We start from the raw sequence: 18,494 nt of genomic DNA, 5'->3' as shown, positions 1-18,494 counted from the left end.
CCTGCATGAGCAGGCGACATCGCCCTGCACGCAAGCCGCCCCACGGTAGGCCATACCGAGGGCGCGGCATCATGAGGGCAGGCCCAGGTTAACCGCATCGCTGGAGCCCGGTGCCCGCCACCTGCTAACATCGAGGCTTTGTTTCATCTTCCGTTCGAGACTCCCATGACCACCGTACGCACGCGTATCGCGCCATCGCCTACCGGCGACCCCCATGTCGGCACCGCTTACATCGCCCTGTTCAACTACTGCTTCGCCAAGCAGCACGGCGGCGAGTTCATCCTGCGCATCGAAGACACCGATCAGTTGCGCTCCACGCGCGAGTCTGAGCAGCAGATCTTCGATGCTTTGCGTTGGCTGGGTATCGAGTGGAACGAGGGCCCGGACGTGGGTGGCCCGCATGGCCCGTATCGGCAGAGCGAGCGCGGTGAAATCTACGCCCAGTATGCCAAGCAGCTGGTCGACGCCGGTCATGCGTTCTACTGCTTCTGCACCGCCGAGGAGCTGGAGCAGATGCGCGCCGAACAGCAGGCCCGCGGCGAGACGCCTCGTTACGACGGGCGTGCACTGCTGCTGAGCGCCGATGAAGTGCAGCGCCGGCTGGACGCAGGCGAGCCCCATGTGATCCGTATGAAAGTGCCCACCGAGGGTGTGTGCGTGGTGCCGGACATGCTGCGCGGCGACGTGGAGATCCCGTGGGATCGCATGGACATGCAAGTGTTGATGAAAAACGATGGCCTGCCCACGTACTTCCTCGCCAATGTGGTCGATGATCACCTGATGGGCATCACCCACGTACTGCGCGGTGAAGAGTGGCTGCCGTCGGCGCCCAAGTTGATCAAGTTGTACGAGTACTTCGGTTGGGAGCAACCCAAGCTGTGCTACATGCCCCTGCTGCGTAACCCGGACAAGTCCAAGCTTTCCAAGCGCAAGAACCCGACGTCGGTGACCTTCTACGAGCGCATGGGCTTCATGCCCGAGGCCATGCTCAACTACCTGGGCCGGATGGGTTGGTCCATGCCCGATGAGCGCGAGAAGTTCTCGCTGGCCGAGATGGTCGAGCATTTCGACCTGTCTCGCGTTTCGTTGGGCGGGCCGATCTTCGACATCGAGAAGCTCTCCTGGCTCAACGGCCAATGGCTGCGTGAGCTCCCGGTGGAGGCCTTTGCCCAGCGCCTGCAGAAGTGGGCGTTCAACAGCGACTACATGATGAAGATCGCGCCGCATGTGCAGGGCCGGGTTGAAACGTTCAGTCAGGTGGTGCCCCTGGGCGGGTTCTTCTTCGAAGGCGCACTGAAGCTTGACGCCAAGCTGTTCGAAAGCAAGAAGTTGTCGGCCGATCAGGTGCGCCAGGTGTTGCAATTGATCCTGTGGAAGCTAGAGAGTCTGCGTCAATGGGAAAAAGCGCGCATCACCGGTTGCATCCAGTGCGTGGTCGATGCATTGGAACTGAAGCTGCGTGACGCCATGCCCTTGATGTTCGCCGCCATTACTGGGCAGGCAAGCTCGGTGTCGGTGCTCGATGCCATGGAAATCCTCGGCCCTGACTTGACCCGCTATCGTCTGCGTCAGGCATTGGATTTGCTGGGCGGTGTTTCCAAGAAAGAAAACAAGGAATGGGAAAAGCAGCTGGCTACTATCGCTTGAGATGAGGCAGGCGGGCAGGCTGTCGTTTCCATGACGGTCTGCCGGTCTCGCGCGCAATGATCCAAGGCTGAAGACTGTTCTGACCCTGCTGATCGGCCGACATTGCGGGGCAGGGCGGTAAGTGATTGTTATCTGTGAAAAAAATTTTGGTTTTTTTGAAGATTTAGTTTGACAGGCCTGCACCTGGAACTTAATATGCGCCCCGTCCACAGCGATGAACATAAACGAAATGCTAGGCACCCAGCCAGCGTATCGGTTCAGCGTGACTCTGTGGGGCTATAGCTCAGCTGGGAGAGCGCCTGCATGGCATGCAGGAGGTCAGCGGTTCGATCCCGCTTAGCTCCACCAAATTCCTGTTGTCAGCCAATGGCTGGCACGTAGAACGGGCACCAGCAGCACGTTCTTGAAGGTAAGAAGGTTCGTCCCCTTCGTCTAGTGGCCTAGGACACCGCCCTTTCACGGCGGTAACAGGGGTTCGAGTCCCCTAGGGGACGCCAGTTTTATACAAGCATTGTTTCGGCAGTGCTGGGCCGCGAGGCTAAAAATCTGGGGCTATAGCTCAGCTGGGAGAGCGCCTGCATGGCATGCAGGAGGTCAGCGGTTCGATCCCGCTTAGCTCCACCAATTACTGCCAGGGTTTGCATTGCAGACTTTTGCGAAGGTTATGTCCCCTTCGTCTAGTGGCCTAGGACACCGCCCTTTCACGGCGGTAACAGGGGTTCGAGTCCCCTAGGGGACGCCAGTTTTACACAAGCAGTGCTTCGACAGTGCTGGGCCGCGAGGCTAAAAATCCGGGGCTATAGCTCAGCTGGGAGAGCGCCTGCATGGCATGCAGGAGGTCAGCGGTTCGATCCCGCTTAGCTCCACCAATTACTGCCAGGGTTTGCATTGCAGACTTTTGCGAAGGTTACGTCCCCTTCGTCTAGTGGCCTAGGACACCGCCCTTTCACGGCGGTAACAGGGGTTCGAGTCCCCTAGGGGACGCCACGTTTACCCGCGTTTTGCGGGACTTTAAAGGCTCATTCGCATATTGAATGGGCCTTTTGTTTTTTCTACCGAAAAAATCCCAACGCCGCTCTCCGTTCTGGGGTAGACATTTTTCGTTCGCTCACTGCTAAATCCCCCTTTTGCCCTTGGGACATCAACATGAGCTGGGACCTGCCCACACCTTTCATCATCGACGTGCATGTCGGCAGTGAAGACATCGATGGCCTGGGGCATGCCAACAATGCCGTCTACGTCACCTGGCTGGAGCGGTGCGCCTGGCGGCATTCCCAACGCCTGGGATTGGACCTGGCGGCGTATCGCCGGCTTGATCGCGCCATGGCGGTGGTCCGTCACGAAATCGATTACCTCGCCGCCGCTTACGAAGGTGACGAATTGGAATTAGCCACCTGGATCGTCGACTGGGACCAGCGTCTGCGCATGACCCGACGCTTTCAGCTGCGCCGTGCGCACGATGGGGTGGTATTGCTTCGCGCCCGGACCACCTTTGCCTGTATCGAGCTCTCTACCGGCAAACCCAAGCGCATGCCTGCCGAATTTCTGGAAGGTTACGCGCCAGCGCTGATCCTGGCCTGAAGTACGCGCAAATTTTGCTAGACTGCCGCCTTTTGCGCCGAGAACATTCCATGCAAATTGCCCTGGCCCCGATGGAGGGGCTGGTCGACAACATTCTGCGAGACGTGCTGACCCGCGTAGGCGGCGTCGATTGGTGCGTCAGCGAATTCATCCGCGTCTGTGATCGTCTGCTGCCAGCTTCTTCGTTCCATAAACTGGCCCCCGAGCTGAGCAACGGCGCGCATACGGCGGCAGGGGTGCCCATGCGTGTGCAACTGCTGGGGTCTGACCCGGCGTGCCTTGCCGATAACGCTGCATTGGCCTGCGAGCTGGGCGCCCCGGTAATCGACCTCAACTTTGGCTGCCCTGCCAAGACGGTAAACAAGTCCCGGGGCGGGGCGGTGCTGCTCAAGGAGCCTGAGCTGCTTCACGCCATTGTCCGCGAGGTCCGGCGCGCGGTGCCTGCCTCGATCCCCGTCACCGCCAAGATGCGCCTGGGTTTTGACAGCCCGGACGGGGCGCTGGACTGTGGCGTGGCCCTGGCCGAGGGCGGGGCGGCCCATTTGGTGGTGCATGCGCGGACCAAGGTTGAAGGCTACAAGCCACCCGCGCACTGGGAATGGGTGGCGCGCGTTCAGGACGTGGTCAAGGTGCCGGTGTTTGCCAATGGCGAGATCTGGACAGTCGAGGACTGGCATCGTTGCCGGGAAGTCAGCGGCGCCGAGCACATTATGCTGGGGCGTGGCCTGGTGTCTCGCCCGGACCTGGGTATGCAGATCGCCGCCGCCAATGCCGGGACGCCCTACCAGGCCATGGGTTGGGATCAACTGCTGCCGCTACTTCAGGCATTCTGGCGGCAGGCCCAGGCCAAACTGTCACCCCGTTACGCCCCTGGACGCATGAAGCAGTGGGTCGCCATGCTAACGCGCAGCTACCCCGAGGCCGTACTTCTGTTTGCCGAGTTGCGCCGCGAAGAGGACTGCACGCGCATCGGGCGCTTGCTTGGCCTGACGCCGACGGCAGATGAAGCACAGGTAGCGTGACCGCCTGGCACCGCCGAAATTTTTTTTGGCACTGCCCTTGAAAGCACATTGATGGGCCATATCTCTTGAGTACGCGATGCCGAATTCGGGTCGCGTAATGACTTACTTGCTGATATCTCAGGAGTTATGACCATGACTACCGCTTTCTCTCTTGCACCACTGTTCCGCCACTCCGTTGGTTTCGACCGCTTCAATGACCTGTTCGAATCCGCGGCCCGCAATGAGGCCGGTAGCAGCTACCCACCCTACAACGTGGAAAAGCACGGTGATGACCAGTACCGCATTGTGGTTGCCGCGGCTGGTTTCCAGGAAGAGGATCTCGACCTTCAGGTCGAAAAAGGCGTGCTCACTGTTACCGGTGGCAAGCGTGACAATGGCTCGGCAGAAGTGACATACCTGCACCAGGGCATTGCCCAGCGCGCCTTCAAGCTCTCCTTCCGCCTGGCTGACCACATCGAGGTCAAGGCTGCTGGCTTGGCCAACGGTCTGCTCAGCATCGATCTGCTGCGTATCGTGCCTGAAGAAGCCAAGGCCAAACGCATCCCGATCAACGGCGAGCAACCCGCGCTGAATTGATCCAGCGCATCAACAGGAAGGGCACCCTAGGGTGCCCTTCTTGCGTTGTGCTGGCGCGCCGCCACTTCAGGGCGCTTGCAACAGTTGCCGAAACGCCTGCAGCGGCAAAGGCCGGCTGTGCAGGTAGCCCTGGTACAGGTGACACCCCAGTTTTTCCAGAAACGCCAGCTGTTCGGCCAGCTCTACACCCTCGGCGATTACCGCAAGCCCAAGGCTAAGCGCCATGGCCACGATGGCGCGGACGATTTCAGCATCGTTGGGGTCTATCGTCACGTCACGGACGAACGTCTGGTCGATCTTCAGGGCATCGACTGGAAGGCGTTTGAGGTAGGTCAGCGAGGAATACCCTGTGCCGAAGTCGTCCATGGCAAACGTTACCCCGTGGCTTTGCAACTCTCGCATCTTGGCGATGGTGTCTTCCAGGTTCTGGATGACGATACCTTCGGTGATCTCGAGCTTGAGCAGTTTCCTGGGCAGTTGACTGTCGTCGAGGCAGCGCAAGACGCGGCCAACAAAATCTTTCTGGCGAAATTGCCGCGGGCTGATGTTGACGCACAGGCTGAAATCGTCGACATCGATCAAGCCGTCGGCCAGCAGGTGGGCGCAGGCAACGCACGCCTCATCGAGTACCCAGTTGCCCACCTCCAGAATCAACCCGCTTTCCTCCAGGACCTGGATGAACTGGCCCGGCGACTGCTGGCCGAGTTGAGGGTGGTGCCAGCGTAGCAGCACCTCGGCGCCGACGATCCGTTTGTCGCGCGCGTCGACCTGTGGTTGGTAATGCAGGGCCATTTCGCCACGGGCCAGCGCCAGGCGTAGATCACTCTCCATGCGCAGGCGTTCGCTGGCCGCCTTCTGCATGGTGGCGTGAAACAGTTGAGTCGTGTTGCGCCCGGAGTCCTTGGCGCGGTAAAGCGCGATGTCGGCGCGTTTGAGCAGATCGGCTGGGGTTGTGCCGTGGTCCGGGATCAAAGCCACGCCAATGCTGGGGGTCACCTGCAGGCGCTGGCCGTCGAGTGACATGGGCTGGGCCAACAGGGCGCGTACGGTGTCAGCCAGCTGGCGAACCGTATGCTCGACCTCATCACGATTGCCTTCCAGGCCGCTGAGCAGTACCACGAACTCGTCACCACCCAGCCGTGCCACGGTGTCCTCCACACGTACGCTGGCCTCAAGCCTGGCCGTGATGATCTTGAGCACGGCATCACCGACCGGGTGGCCCAGCGAGTCGTTGATGTGCTTGAAATGATCCAGGTCGAGGAAAAGCAGGGCACCACGCAAGTCGCGCCGCTTGAGCAGGGCAATCTGCTGACCCAGCCGCTCCATCAGCAGGGCACGGTTTGGAAGATTGGTCAGCGGGTCATGGTAGGCAAGGTGACGGATCTGTGCCTGGGCTTGTTTCAGTTGGCTGACGTCCCGGGCGGTCATCAGCAGGCACTCTACATCGTTGAGCATGATCTGCTCCACGGACACCTCTACCGTCAGGAGATCGCCGCGCTTGTTGCGCCCCAGCATTTCCCGATGATGTACCCGGCCATGCTCGCGCAGTTCAGCCAGCAAGGCGGTTCGCTGTTGCGCATCGGTCCAGATTCCGATGTCGAATACGGTGCGCCCGACGACGTCGCCCGCCGAGTATCCAGTCAGCCGGCAGAAACCGTCGTTGATTTCCAGGTAGCGCCCGGTTAGGCATTCGGTGATGGTGATGGCGTCCGGGCTTGAGTGAAACGCCTTGGCGAATTTCTCTTCGCTGGATTTGAGCGCTGCCTCTGCCCGCTGTTGTTGAGTGATGTCGCGCAGCGTGGTGACGCTGCAGGGTTGGTTGTCCACGGTGATGAGGCGGCTGGAGATCAGGCAGGTCAAGGCTTCGCCACTGCGGTGGTGGACGACCAACGCCACGTTGGTCAAGGCCTGCTCGCGGATGACCCGCTCGATGCGGTGGGCTCGCAGGGCAGATTCGGCCCACAGGCCTATCTCCTGGGCCGTGCGGCCGATCAACTGCTCGGTCGTCCAGCCGAAGGTGTGGGTAAAGGCGGGGTTGATCTCGATGAACTGTCCCGTGTCCTGACGCGTCACGCAGATCGGGTCGGGGCTGACTTGAAACAGGCTGGCAAACTTTTCTTCCGAGGCACTGAGGCGAAGCTCGCGTTCAACCTGGTCGGTGATGTCGAGCAGGGTGCCCGCCATGCGCAGAGGGTTGCTGTGCTCGTCGCGATACAAGCGCGCACGGCTTTCGATATACCGCGAGACGCCGTTCTCCAACTGTACCCGGTACGTGAACTGATAATTGCCGGCCGGCCCTTCGCGCAGGCTGCTGTAGGCCTTGCGCATGGAGAGGCGCTCCTGTTCCGGAACGCCTTCGAAAAACGCATCGAAGGATTCGTGAAAGGCTACTGGCGGCAGCCCGTGCAGTTGTGCAGCCCGGGCCGAACCGTAGAGCATGCCGCTGGGAATGTGCCAGTCCCACGTGCCCAGCTGCGCCGAGTCCAGCGCCAGGTCCAGACGCTCCTGGCTGTCCTTGAGGGCAAGGTCCGCGCGCTTGCGCTCGGTGGTGTCGACGAAGGTACTGAGCTGATAGGTGGTGCCTTCGAGCTCGATGCCCTGGGTGCAAAGGATGCCATCATGGACCTTGCCGTCGCTGCCGCGGAATTGCACCTCCATGGTCAACGGGCCGCCGCTCAGGCGGGAAGAATCGAGCATGTGCTGGCGTTGCGCGGCGTCGGCCCACAACCCCAATGCCACGCTGGTGCGGCCGATGACTTGGCTGGCGGGCCAGGCGAACGTATCTTCGAAGTGCTGATTGACTTCGAAGATCATGCCGTCATCACGACGGGTCAACAAAATGGCATTCGGGCTCAGGTGGAAGAGGGTAGCGAGGCGCTTTTCGGAATTCATTAGCGCGGTTTCCCGCTCGCGCTGGCGCGTGATCTCGCGTACTACCCCAATCATCTGCGGTCTGCCGTGCGGGTCGCAAGTCAGGCTGCCATTGATCTCCAGCCAATGCAGGCTGCCGTCTGGCCAGCGAATGCGGTGGCGCATGGCTCGCCCTACCGGTTCGCCATCGAACACCGCCTGAAACGCCTTGCGTGTTCGCGCGCGGTCCTCCTCGGCCAGCAGGTCCAGGTAGTCGATGTCTCCGGGCAGGGCGCGCAGCGGGTCGAAACCGAACAGGGCCTGGGTGCCCCGGGACCAACTGACCCGGCCGCTTTCGATATCCCAAAGCCACGCACCCAGGCGTGCACCGTTCAGGGCAGCCAACAGCTGCGGCGCACTCTGCCAAGCCTGCTCCGCCGCCTCGGGCTCTGCCGCATGGATTCGCGGCAGGCGCATCAAGCGATTTGCTGATTTGGGCATGATTACCAGACCTTTGGCATGGGACACATCCTTGAAGGGGCCGGGCTGACGGCTATTCAGGCGCTTGCCGCATGGCCATCGAGCAGGGCCATGAACGCCTTGGCAGCGTTGGACAGGGTGCGCTCGGTGTGCAGAATGTAGCCTAGCTGGCGGGACAACCCAATGCCGGGCAAGGCGATGGGCGCCACCTGTTCGTCAAGCATCGTGCGCGGCAGCACGCTCCACGCTAGGCCGATCGATACCATCATCTTGATGGTTTCCAGGTAGTTGGTGCTCATGGCGATGTTCGGTGTCAGGCCTTGGCTTTCGAACAGACGCTGGACAATGTGGTGGGTGAACGTATTGCCCCCTGGAAACACGGCGGGGTGGCACGCCACATCAGCAAGGGTAACGGCGTCGTTGTTGGCCAATGGGTGCTCCGGGGCGGCTACGAAATCCAGCGCGTCCTGCCATACCGGTACAGCGTTGATCAGGGGATGAGGTTCAGGTGCCAGGGTGATGACGGCGAGTTCGGCTCGACCATGCAGAATCTCATCGTAGGCCTGTTCCGAATCCAGGAACTGAATATCCAGCGCCACTGCCGGGTATTGGCGGGTGAAAGCCCGCAGCAGTGGGGGGAGGCGGTGCAGGCCGATGTGATGGCTTGTTGCCAGGGTCAGGCGCCCCCCCACTTCCCCTGACAGATTGGTCAGCGCCCGTCGGGTATCCTCCAGTACGTTGAGAATCTGGTAGGCCCTGGGCAACAGTGCCCGCCCGGCTTCGGTCAAGGTTATCTCGCGGCCCAGGCGGTCGAATAACCGTGTGCTCAACTGCTGCTCCAGGCCAGCAATGCGCTTGCTGACAGCGGGCTGGGTCAGGTACAGGCGTTCTGCCGCACTGGAAAAGCTGCCAGTTTCCGCAATGGCGATAAATGCGCTGAGATTGGCCAAGTCCATTTACTGAATTCCTTTTGGTTATCCAAAGGATAAAAAATATGAATTTGAGTTATTCAATCTAACCCCCTAGCATCGCCCATACAAGCCAAGTGGTCTTTGGCATAGAAAGACGCTGATGAGGAACAGTCCGATGGCTGGCAAAACGCTCTACGACAAACTCTGGGAAGCCCACGAGGTCAAGCGCCGTGACGACGGCTCGTCCTTGATCTACATCGACCGTCACATCATCCATGAAGTGACCTCCCCGCAGGCTTTCGAAGGGCTGCGCCTGGCCAAGCGCAAGCCATGGCGTATCGATGCCAACATCGCCACGCCCGACCATAACGTGCCGACCACCCCCGAGCGCAAGGGCGGGATCGAGGCCATCGTCGACCAGGTGTCGCGCCTGCAGGTGCAGACCCTCGACGAGAACTGTGACGAATACGGCATCGTCGAATTCAAGATGAACGACGAGCGCCAGGGCATCGTTCATGTCATCAGCCCCGAACAGGGCGCTACCTTGCCAGGCATGACCGTGGTCTGCGGCGACTCGCATACCTCAACCCACGGCGCCTTCGGTGCGCTGGCCCACGGCATCGGCACCTCCGAGGTCGAGCACGTGCTGGCTACCCAGTGCCTGGTGGCCAAGAAGATGAAGAACATGCTGGTGCGGGTCGAGGGGCAACTGTCGCCGGGTGTCACGGCCAAGGACATCGTCCTGGCGGTAATCGGCAAGATCGGCACTGCCGGTGGCAACGGTCACGCGATGGAGTTCGCCGGCAGTGCCATTCGCGCGTTGTCGATGGAAGGCCGCATGACCATCTGCAACATGTCCATCGAAGCCGGTGCCCGTGTCGGGTTGGTGGCCACTGACGCCACCACCATCGCTTATGTCGAAGGCCGCCCGTACTCGCCCAAGGGCGAGCAGTGGACCCGTGCTGTCCAGGCCTGGAAAGACCTGGTCTCCGATGAAGATGCGGTTTTCGATACCGTGGTCGAACTCGATGCCACGCAGATCAAGCCGCAGGTCAGCTGGGGTACCTCGCCAGAAATGGTGCTTGCCGTCGACCAGCGTGTGCCGGACCCGGCTGCCGAAGCCGACCTGGTCAAGCGTGGCTCCATTGAGCGCGCCTTGAAGTACATGGGCTTGAAGGCCAACCAGGCGATCACCGATATCCGCCTGGATCGCGTATTCATAGGCTCGTGCACCAATTCGCGCATCGAAGACCTGCGCGCGGCAGCGGAGATCGCCAAGGGCCGCAAGGTGGCGAGCAGCGTCAAGCAAGCCATCGTCGTCCCCGGCTCGGGCCTGGTGAAGGCTCAGGCCGAGCGCGAAGGCCTGGACAAGATATTCGTCGAAGCCGGCTTCGAATGGCGCGAGCCAGGTTGCTCGATGTGCCTGGCCATGAACCCCGATCGGCTGGAAAGCGGCGAGCACTGCGCATCCACCTCCAACCGTAACTTCGAAGGGCGTCAGGGCGCAGGTGGCCGCACGCACCTGGTGAGCCCGGCCATGGCCGCCGCAGCCGCCGTCACCGGCCACTTCATCGATGTCCGCGAGTTGATCCAAGGGAGCGCAGCATGAAAGCTTTCACTCAGCACATTGGCCTGGTTGCGCCGTTGGACCGTGCCAACGTCGATACCGACCAGATCATCCCCAAGCAGTTCTTGAAGTCGATCAAGCGCACAGGCTTTGGCCCCAACCTGTTCGACGAATGGCGCTACCTGGACGTAGGTCAACCCTATCAGGACAACAGCAAGCGCCCGGTAAACGAGGAATTCGTGCTCAATCACCAGCGCTACCAAGGCGCCAGCGTGTTGTTGGCGCGGGAGAACTTCGGTTGCGGGTCCAGCCGTGAGCATGCCCCTTGGGCACTGGACGAGTACGGCTTTCGGAGCATCATCGCGCCCAGCTTTGCCGACATCTTTTTCAACAACAGCTTCAAGAATGGCTTGTTGCCGATCATCCTCAGCGATGAAGACGTCGATGAGCTGTTCAAGCAGGTGGAAGCTGCGCCAGGTTACCAGCTGACCATCGACCTGCAGGCCCAGGCGGTCACACGCCCAGATGGCAAGGTGCTGCACTTCGAGATCGACGCATTCCGCAAGCATTGCCTGCTCAATGGCCTGGACGACATTGGCCTGACCCTGCAGGACAGCGATGCGATCAAGGCGTTCGAGGACAAGCACCGTGCTGCGCAACCCTGGCTGTTTCGCGACGCCTGACTAAAGCCTGCGCGCTCGCCGGCCTGCTTGCCAGCAGGTCGGTGCAAGCGGCGTCACCCACGCACCGTGGCTCAAGCCAGTGCCACTGGCGCAATGGCCGAGCCCATATCGGCGACTACTCCACCACCAGGACATTCCAATGACGCGCACGCAGCATACCGATGTGGTTCAGCGCCAGTTCGGCGATCAGGCTGGGGCCTACCTTAGCAGCGCCGTGCATGCTCAAGGCAGCGAGTTCGCGCTGTTGCAGGCCCAGTTGCAGGGGCAGGTCGACGCACGCGTGCTGGACCTGGGCTGCGGGGCAGGTCACGTCAGCTTCCAGATTGCGCCGTTGGTGGCGCAGGTGGTCGCGTACGACCTTTCCCAGTCCATGCTGGACGTCGTCGCCAACGCTGCCGCCGATCGTGCGCTGACCAATATCATGACCGAGCGTGGCGCGGCAGAATCCCTGCCGTTTGCCGATGCTTCGTTCGATTATGTGTTCAGCCGCTACTCAGCCCATCACTGGAGCGACCTGGGCCTGGCGCTGCGCGAAGTGCGCCGCGTGCTCAAGCCAGGCGGTGTGGCTGCATTCATTGACGTCATGTCGCCGGGTAGCCCGCTGCTGGACACGTATCTGCAAGCAGTAGAGGTGTTGCGCGACACCAGTCACGTTCGCAATTACTCTGCTGCCCAGTGGCAGCGCCAGGTCAGCGAGGCCGGCCTGCGTGTTCGCAGTCATGCCCGGCAGTCACTGCGCCTGGAGTTCGGCAGTTGGGTCGAGCGCATGCGCACCCCTGAGCTGATGCGCCTGGCCATCCGCGAACTGCAGCAAGCCATGGGCGAAGAAGTACGGCAGTATTACCAGATCGAGGCCGATGGCTCGTTCAGCACGGATGTGCTGGTGCTGTGGGCAGAACGTTAAGCCTTTTTCGGCGCGGCCCCATTCGCCGCGCTGCGTGAATGCATAGAGGAAAGCATGAGCAAGCAGATTTTGATTCTTCCGGGTGATGGCATTGGTCCTGAAATCATGGCCGAAGCCGTCAAGGTGCTGGAGCTGGCCAATGACAAGTTCCAGCTCGACCTGAGCCTGACCCATGACGTGATCGGTGGCGCAGCCATCGACAAGCACGGGGTGCCGCTGGCCGATGAAACCCTGGAGCGTGCACGCCAGGCCGATGCCGTGCTGCTCGGCGCCGTGGGCGGTCCCAAGTGGGACAAGATCGAGCGTGACATTCGCCCTGAACGCGGCCTGCTGAAGATCCGCTCGCAGCTGGGGCTGTTTGCCAACTTGCGCCCGGCCATTCTCTACCCGCAGCTGGCCGATGCGTCCTCGCTCAAGCCGGAAATCGTCTCTGGCCTGGACATCCTCATCGTGCGCGAGCTGACCGGCGGCATCTACTTCGGTGCCCCACGTGGTCAGCGCGAACTTGAAGGTGGCGAGCGCCAGGCCTACGACACCTTGCCCTACAGCGAAAGCGAAGTGCGGCGCATCGCCCGCGTGGGTTTCGACATGGCGCGGGTGCGTGGCAAGAAGCTGTGCTCGGTGGACAAGGCCAACGTTCTGGCTTCCAGCCAGCTGTGGCGTGAAGTGGTCGAGAGCGTGGCACAGGATTACCCGGATGTGGAACTGAGCCATATGTATGTCGACAACGCGGCGATGCAGCTGGTGCGCGCGCCGAAGCAGTTCGACGTCATGGTGACCGACAACATGTTCGGCGACATTCTGTCGGATGAAGCTTCCATGCTGACCGGTTCCATCGGCATGCTGCCTTCGGCGTCGCTCGATGCCAACAACAAGGGCATGTACGAGCCTTGCCACGGCTCGGCGCCAGACATTGCCGGTGCAGGGATCGCCAACCCGTTGGCCACCATCCTGTCCGTGTCGATGATGCTGCGCTACAGCTTCGACCAGTCGGCTGCCGCCGAGGCCATCGAGCAGGCGGTCAGCCTGGTGCTTGACCAGGGCTTGCGCACTGGCGACATCTTCTCCGAAGGCTGCCGCAAAGTAGGTACGCAGGAAATGGGCGACGCAGTAGTCGCAGCGCTGCGGAATCTGTAATCTCTCTGGCCCGCCATCCCCAATCCCGATGGCGGCCCACTTTTAGCAAAGGTGTAGTTGCGATGAAACGTGTAGGTCTGATCGGTTGGCGCGGCATGGTTGGTTCCGTGCTCATGCAGCGAATGCTGGAGGAGCAGGATTTCGACCTTATCGAGCCCGTGTTCTTCACCACCTCCAATATTGGTGGCCAAGGCCCGAACGTGGGCAAGGATACCGCGCCGCTCAAGGACGCGTATTCCATCGAAGAGCTCAAGACCCTCGACGTGATCCTGACTTGCCAGGGCGGCGACTACACCAATGAAGTGTTTCCCAAGCTGCGCGAAGCAGGCTGGCAGGGCTACTGGATCGATGCGGCCTCGTCTTTGCGCATGCAGGATGATGCAGTCATCGTGCTCGACCCGGTCAACCGCAAGGTCATCGATCACCAGCTCGACGCCGGTACCCGCAACTTCATCGGCGGCAATTGCACGGTCAGCCTGATGCTGATGGGCCTTGGCGGATTGTTCGAAGCCGGTCTGGTGGACTGGATGAGTGCCATGACCTACCAGGCAGCGTCCGGTGCAGGGGCGCAGAACATGCGCGAGCTGATCAAGCAGATGGGCGCCACCCATGCGGCGGTCGCCGATGACCTGGCCAACCCGGCCAGTGCCATCCTCGACATCGACCGCAAAGTGGCCGAGGCCATGCGCAGCGAGGCCTATCCGGCTGAAAACTTCGGCGTCCCCCTGGCCGGCAGCCTGATCCCCTGGATCGACAAGGAATTGCCCAACGGCCAAAGCCGCGAAGAATGGAAGGCGCAGGCCGAAACCAACAAGATTCTGGGTCGCTTCAAGAACCCGATTCCGGTCGATGGCATCTGCGTGCGCATCGGTGCCATGCGTTGCCACAGCCAGGCGCTGACCATCAAGCTGAACAAGGATGTGCCGATCGCCGACATCGAAGGCATGATCAGCCAGCACAATCCTTGGGTGAAGCTGGTGCCCAACCAGCGTGAAATCAGCATGCAGGAACTGACCCCTACCAAGGTGACCGGCACGCTGAATATCCCGGTTGGACGTTTGCGCAAGCTGAACATGGGTTCCCAGTACCTGGGGGCGTTCACGGTGGGTGACCAACTGCTGTGGGGCGCTGCCGAGCCGCTGCGTCGCATGTTGCGGATCCTGCTGGAACGTTGATACAGCCATCTGTACCCGAACCCGCGCTGCTTCCAGCGCGGGTTTTTTATTTTGCGGCGCGCAGTGCAGGTGGCAGGGGAAGCCTGCGCACAGCGGGCGACTCCCTGCCACGGGTCGGCGTTGGCCTCGGTTGTGTAATGCAGGTAAAGTGCCGCTCCCGTTTCGCCAGAGGCAGCCTGCAATATGAAATCTTCATTCGATATCGCCGTCGTCGGTGCCACCGGCAGCGTCGGTGAGGCGTTGGTCCAGATTCTCGAAGAGCTGGATTTTCCGGTCGCCACCCTGCACCTGCTCGCCAGCATCGAGTCGGCGGGCAGTAGCGTGATGTTCGCCGGCAAGAAGCTCAAGGTACGTGAGGTCGAGGGGTTCGATTTTGCGCAGGTCAAGCTGGCGTTCTTTGCAGCCAGTGCCGCGGTCAGTCGCAGCTTCGCCGCCCAGGCTGTGCAAGCGGGCTGCACCGTCATCGACCTGTCCGGTGCCCTGGACAACGCACTGGCTGTCGTTCCAGAAGCCAACGCCGATCAAGTGGCTGGGCTGAAGCTGCCCGCGCTGATCACCAGCCCCTGTTCAGGCGCCGTGGCCGCCGCCGCCGCCCTGGCCCCGATCAAGCATTTGCTGGACATCGAGCATGTTCAGGTGGTGGCGTCTTTGGCAGTGTCGGCTCAAGGCCGTGAGGCGGTCAACGAGCTTGCGCGGCAAACGGCCGAGTTGCTCAATGCCCGCCCGTTGGAACCGCACTTCTTCGACCGCCAGGTCGCCTTCAACGTGTTGGCCCAGGTCGGCAAGGTCGACGAACAGGGCCATACCACCGTGGAGCGGCGCATGGTGCAGGAGCTGCGCGAGCTGTTGGGCCAGCCTGAACTGAGTATTTCAACAAGCTGCACTCAAGTCCCGGTCTTTTTCGGCGATAGCTTCAATGTGGCCGTGCAGTGCCGCCACGCCGTGGATCTGGCGGCCGTCAACCAGGCGTTGGAGGTGGCGCCTGGCATCGAACGGGTAGACCTGGACGACTATCCAACGCCGGTGGGCGACGCAGTCGGGCAGGACGTGGTCTATGTTGGACGTGTACGCCATGGTGTTGATCAAGCGCAGCAGCTCAACCTTTGGCTGACCACCGACAATGTGCGCAAGGGCGCGGCGCTAAACGCTGTGCAGGTGGCGCAATTGTTGATTAAACACGGTCTGTAAAAGATACTGGCAGGCACTTTTGTCCTGCTCTGCCTGCACGTTTCGGGACGATTCATACAAGGGAAGAGTTCATGCTTCGAATCCGCAAACTGGTTCTGGCCATGGCAGCAGCCTCGGCGCTGTCCTCGGGCATGGCCAATGCTCTGGGCCTGGGAGAGCTGACCCTCAAGTCGGCGCAGAACCAGCCCCTGGAGGCCGAGATCGAACTGCTCGATGTGCGAGACCTGACCGCGGCGCAGTTGGCACCGAGCCTGGCCCCGCCTGAGGAATTCGCCAAGGCAGGCGTGAACTTCTCGAGCGCCTTGCAGGACTTGCGCTTCACGCCCGTGATCAACCCTAATGGCCGAAGCGTGCTTCGCGTGACCTCCAGCCAGCCCATGCCGGGGCCAGTGGTCAAGTTCCTGGTGCAGGTGATGTGGCCTCAAGGCCGCCTGTTGCGTGACTACAACGTCCTGCTGGATCAGGCCAAGGCCCAGGGCCCAGAAGCCGCAACAGGCAATGTCGCCGCTGCGACCACCGGCCCTGGCAGCTACACGACCCAGCGCCGCGATACTCTGTGGCAGATCGCAGCGCGTAATGCCCAGGGTGGATCGATCCAGCAAACGATGATCGCGATCCAGGCGCTGAACCCGGATGCGTTCATCGGCAACAACATCAACCAGCTCAAGGTTGGCCAGGTATTGCGCCTGCCCGATCAGCAACAGATCCAGAGCATCGCCCAAGGCGAAGCCAATCGCGAGGTCGCTGAGCAGTACGCGGCTTGGCGCGAGGGGCGTCGCCTGGGGCCGCGTGCCCGCCAGCTCGACGCCACCCGGCGTGGTGCCGCAGACGCCGCGCCCGCTGCCATCGCCCAAGGCGACAACCTGCGTCTGGTCAGCCCCGGCAACCAGCCTGGTGCTGGGCAGGCCAAGGCGCTGAACGACAAGTTGGCAGTGGCGCAGGAAAGCCTGGACACCAGTCGCCGCGACAACGAAGAACTCAAAAGCCGCATGTCCGACCTGCAGAGCCAGTTGGACAAGCTGCAGCGCCTGATCGAGCTCAAGAACGATCAGTTGGCCCGGCTGGAAGCGCAAGGCGCGGCTACCCCTGCGCCAGCAGCGACTGTCCCTGGCGAACCCGGTCAGCAGGCCCCGGCGCCGTCCCAGGCGGCTGTGCCTGTGACCGATCCGGTGCCGACAGCGAGCCAGCCGACCGTTCCCGATCAACCCGTGATCGCGCCAGCGCCCTCGGTTGCGCCAGACGCTCAACCCGCCGCACAAACCTCGTCGGATAGCACCCTGGACGACGTGCTGGGAAGCCGCTGGTTGCTATGGCTGATCGCCGGTTCTACCGTCTTGGTCCTGGCGCTGCTGCTCTGGCTGCTGGCGCGTAAGCGCAGGGCCCAACAGGAAGCCGAAAAGCATTTGCGCATGGCGCGCGCTTTGGAGGAGGAGCAGATCGAGGGTTTCGATCCAGAGGACGACAGCCTTGATGGCGTAGAAGTCGTGTCCCCGACCGTTACGCTGTCGCCAGCGGCAGTCGCCGCCTCAGCGGCAGCTGCAGCGGCCTCTGAAAAACCGGCTGCACAGCCTGTGCGTGAGCCTGCGGCAGACCCTTATGGGCCATTGTTGGCACAGGCGGACACGTGCATTGCCGAAGGCCGCCTGAACCGCGCCACCGAGCTGCTGGAGCCTGCAGTTGCCAGCGCGCCCAGACGCGATGACCTGCGCTTGAAGTTGATGGAGGTCTATGCCCGCCAAGGTGATCAAAGCGCATTCGCCGAGCAGGAGCGCCAGTTGCCGGCGACGGCCGGGAACACGGCAGAAGTGGCCAGCCTTCGCGAGCGTTACCCGGCGATGTTGGCCCTCGCCGCGGCCGGCGTGGGTGCGGCTGCCTTGGCAGCCAAGCTAGACGAGCAGTATGTGCAAGGGCTGCTCGATGATCAGCCGGGTTCACCGCATGCAGAGCCAGCAGAGTCGGACACACAGGCCGCCGCCGGGCCGGACGCCTTCGACGATATTCCGATGCTCGACACTGCGGCGCTGGATGATCAGGCGCTGGAGGACAACTTCGACTTGAGCCTGGACGATCCTTCTCCCGAGCCCGCGACACCGGCTGCCGACCCGGCCGATGAGGCGCTCTCTGCAGGAGGGCAGATACAAGACCCGGCCGATGCAGACTTCGAAACCTTGCTGGCGCAGGCCAGTGCTGAAGCTCAACCCGCCCAGGACCTGTCCGATTTCGACCTGGACATCGGGGAGCCCATGGGGGCGGGTGGTCGGGATGACGCTGCGCCAAGTACGGTCGATCCGGTACCGGCTTTCGATCCGGCCACCGATTTCGACCTGCCGGCGGACTTCGACCTGTCCCTGCAGGACGACTCGCCAGGCGCGCAGCAGTTCGCCTCCGAGCTCGATGACGTCAACGCCGAGCTGGACAAGCTCTCGCAGAGCCTGGAGTCGCCCTCCCTGGAGCCGCACTTCACTGCCGAGGACGCCGCTGCGCAACCTGAGCTCGAACCGATCGACGACCTGGATTTCGATTTCTTTTCCGGAGCTGACGAAGTGGCCACCAAGCTCGATCTGGCCCGCGCCTACATCGATATGGGTGATCACCAGGGCGCTCGCGACATCCTTGATGAAGTGGTCAAGGATGGCGATGAGCGTCAGCGCGAAGAAGCAGAGGACATGCTTTCGCGTCTGGTCTAGGCCCTCGCGTGAAGCCCTTGGGTTGTAACGCGTGAACCTGATGGCAGCCCTGAACGGCTGCCATTGTCGTTATAATCCCCGGCATT

13 protein-coding genes and 6 tRNA genes are annotated in these 18,494 nt (G+C 61.8%); 17 read left to right on the top strand and 2 right to left on the bottom strand.

All coding sequences use genetic code 11. The features are described 5' to 3' along the window. Positions 1-165: 165 nt before the first annotated feature. The 10 genes from gltX (at position 166) to FS777_RS16360 (ending at position 4,826) form a co-directional block, all read left to right on the top strand. Positions 166-1,647, top strand: coding sequence for a glutamate--tRNA ligase (gene gltX / locus FS777_RS16405; RefSeq protein WP_023535861.1), 1,482 nt, complete (start codon positions 166-168; stop codon positions 1,645-1,647). A gap of 272 nt (positions 1,648-1,919) precedes the next feature. Next, a tRNA-Ala gene (locus FS777_RS16400) sits at positions 1,920-1,995 on the top strand. 73 nt (positions 1,996-2,068) lie between these two features. Continuing rightward, positions 2,069-2,144, top strand: a tRNA-Glu gene (locus FS777_RS16395). Positions 2,145-2,195: 51 nt separating this feature from the next. Further along, a tRNA-Ala gene (locus FS777_RS16390) sits at positions 2,196-2,271 on the top strand. 42 nt (positions 2,272-2,313) lie between these two features. Further along, positions 2,314-2,389: transfer RNA gene (locus FS777_RS16385), tRNA-Glu, on the top strand. A gap of 51 nt (positions 2,390-2,440) precedes the next feature. Then, positions 2,441-2,516 (top strand) — tRNA-Ala (locus FS777_RS16380). A 42-nt stretch (positions 2,517-2,558) separates the two neighbouring features. After that, positions 2,559-2,634 (top strand) — tRNA-Glu (locus tag FS777_RS16375). Positions 2,635-2,793: 159 nt separating this feature from the next. Then, the gene (locus tag FS777_RS16370) at positions 2,794-3,228 is read left to right on the top strand and encodes a thioesterase family protein (RefSeq protein ID WP_078478224.1); all 435 of its coding nucleotides are present in this window, start codon (positions 2,794-2,796) and stop codon (positions 3,226-3,228) included. Between the two features lie 50 nt (positions 3,229-3,278). Continuing rightward, complete coding sequence (locus FS777_RS16365; RefSeq protein WP_145256448.1) at positions 3,279-4,250, top strand: tRNA-dihydrouridine synthase; 972 nt, start codon at positions 3,279-3,281, stop codon at positions 4,248-4,250. A gap of 132 nt (positions 4,251-4,382) precedes the next feature. Next, a complete protein-coding gene (locus tag FS777_RS16360; RefSeq protein WP_027916483.1) occupies positions 4,383-4,826 on the top strand; it encodes an Hsp20 family protein in 444 nt (147 codons plus the stop codon). Positions 4,827-4,892: 66 nt separating this feature from the next. On the opposite strand, the gene FS777_RS16355 is transcribed toward FS777_RS16360, so the two are convergent. Both FS777_RS16355 and FS777_RS16350 read right to left on the bottom strand, forming a co-directional pair. Then, the gene (locus FS777_RS16355) at positions 4,893-8,177 is read right to left on the bottom strand and encodes a bifunctional diguanylate cyclase/phosphodiesterase (protein WP_145256445.1); all 3,285 of its coding nucleotides are present in this window, start codon (positions 8,175-8,177) and stop codon (positions 4,893-4,895) included. A gap of 56 nt (positions 8,178-8,233) precedes the next feature. Next, entirely contained in the window at positions 8,234-9,112 is an 879-nt protein-coding gene (locus FS777_RS16350; protein ID WP_058637680.1) for a LysR family transcriptional regulator, read from the bottom strand. A 130-nt stretch (positions 9,113-9,242) separates the two neighbouring features. Between FS777_RS16350 and leuC the strand changes: the two genes are divergently transcribed. The 7 genes from leuC (at position 9,243) to FS777_RS16315 (ending at position 18,408) form a co-directional block, all read left to right on the top strand. Further along, a complete protein-coding gene (gene leuC, locus FS777_RS16345) occupies positions 9,243-10,676 on the top strand; it encodes a 3-isopropylmalate dehydratase large subunit (protein ID WP_145256441.1) in 1,434 nt (477 codons plus the stop codon). Then, positions 10,673-11,317, top strand: a complete 645-nt coding sequence (leuD, locus tag FS777_RS16340; protein ID WP_058605545.1) for a 3-isopropylmalate dehydratase small subunit — start codon at positions 10,673-10,675, stop codon at positions 11,315-11,317. The genes leuC and leuD overlap by 4 nt, the downstream gene beginning before the upstream one ends. 139 nt (positions 11,318-11,456) lie before the next feature. Next, complete coding sequence (locus tag FS777_RS16335) at positions 11,457-12,221, top strand: class I SAM-dependent methyltransferase (RefSeq protein WP_058637678.1); 765 nt, start codon at positions 11,457-11,459, stop codon at positions 12,219-12,221. A 54-nt stretch (positions 12,222-12,275) separates the two neighbouring features. Then, complete coding sequence (leuB, locus tag FS777_RS16330; protein WP_023535973.1) at positions 12,276-13,358, top strand: 3-isopropylmalate dehydrogenase; 1,083 nt, start codon at positions 12,276-12,278, stop codon at positions 13,356-13,358. 62 nt (positions 13,359-13,420) lie between these two features. Then, positions 13,421-14,533: an aspartate-semialdehyde dehydrogenase gene (asd, locus tag FS777_RS16325; protein ID WP_058637677.1), complete on the top strand. Its 1,113-nt coding sequence runs from the start codon at positions 13,421-13,423 to the stop codon at positions 14,531-14,533. Between the two features lie 183 nt (positions 14,534-14,716). Next, positions 14,717-15,721, top strand: a complete 1,005-nt coding sequence (locus tag FS777_RS16320; protein ID WP_145256437.1) for an aspartate-semialdehyde dehydrogenase — start codon at positions 14,717-14,719, stop codon at positions 15,719-15,721. A 71-nt stretch (positions 15,722-15,792) separates the two neighbouring features. Next, positions 15,793-18,408, top strand: coding sequence for a FimV/HubP family polar landmark protein (locus FS777_RS16315; protein WP_145256434.1), 2,616 nt, complete (start codon positions 15,793-15,795; stop codon positions 18,406-18,408). Positions 18,409-18,494: the final 86 nt, after the last annotated feature.

The sequence above is a fragment of the Pseudomonas sp. DE0157 genome (assembly GCF_007678615.1).
Lineage (GTDB): Bacteria > Pseudomonadota > Gammaproteobacteria > Pseudomonadales > Pseudomonadaceae > Aquipseudomonas > Aquipseudomonas parafulva_B.
Note: the sequence above shows the minus strand (reverse complement) of the source record. Positions and strands in the feature narration are given on the sequence as shown.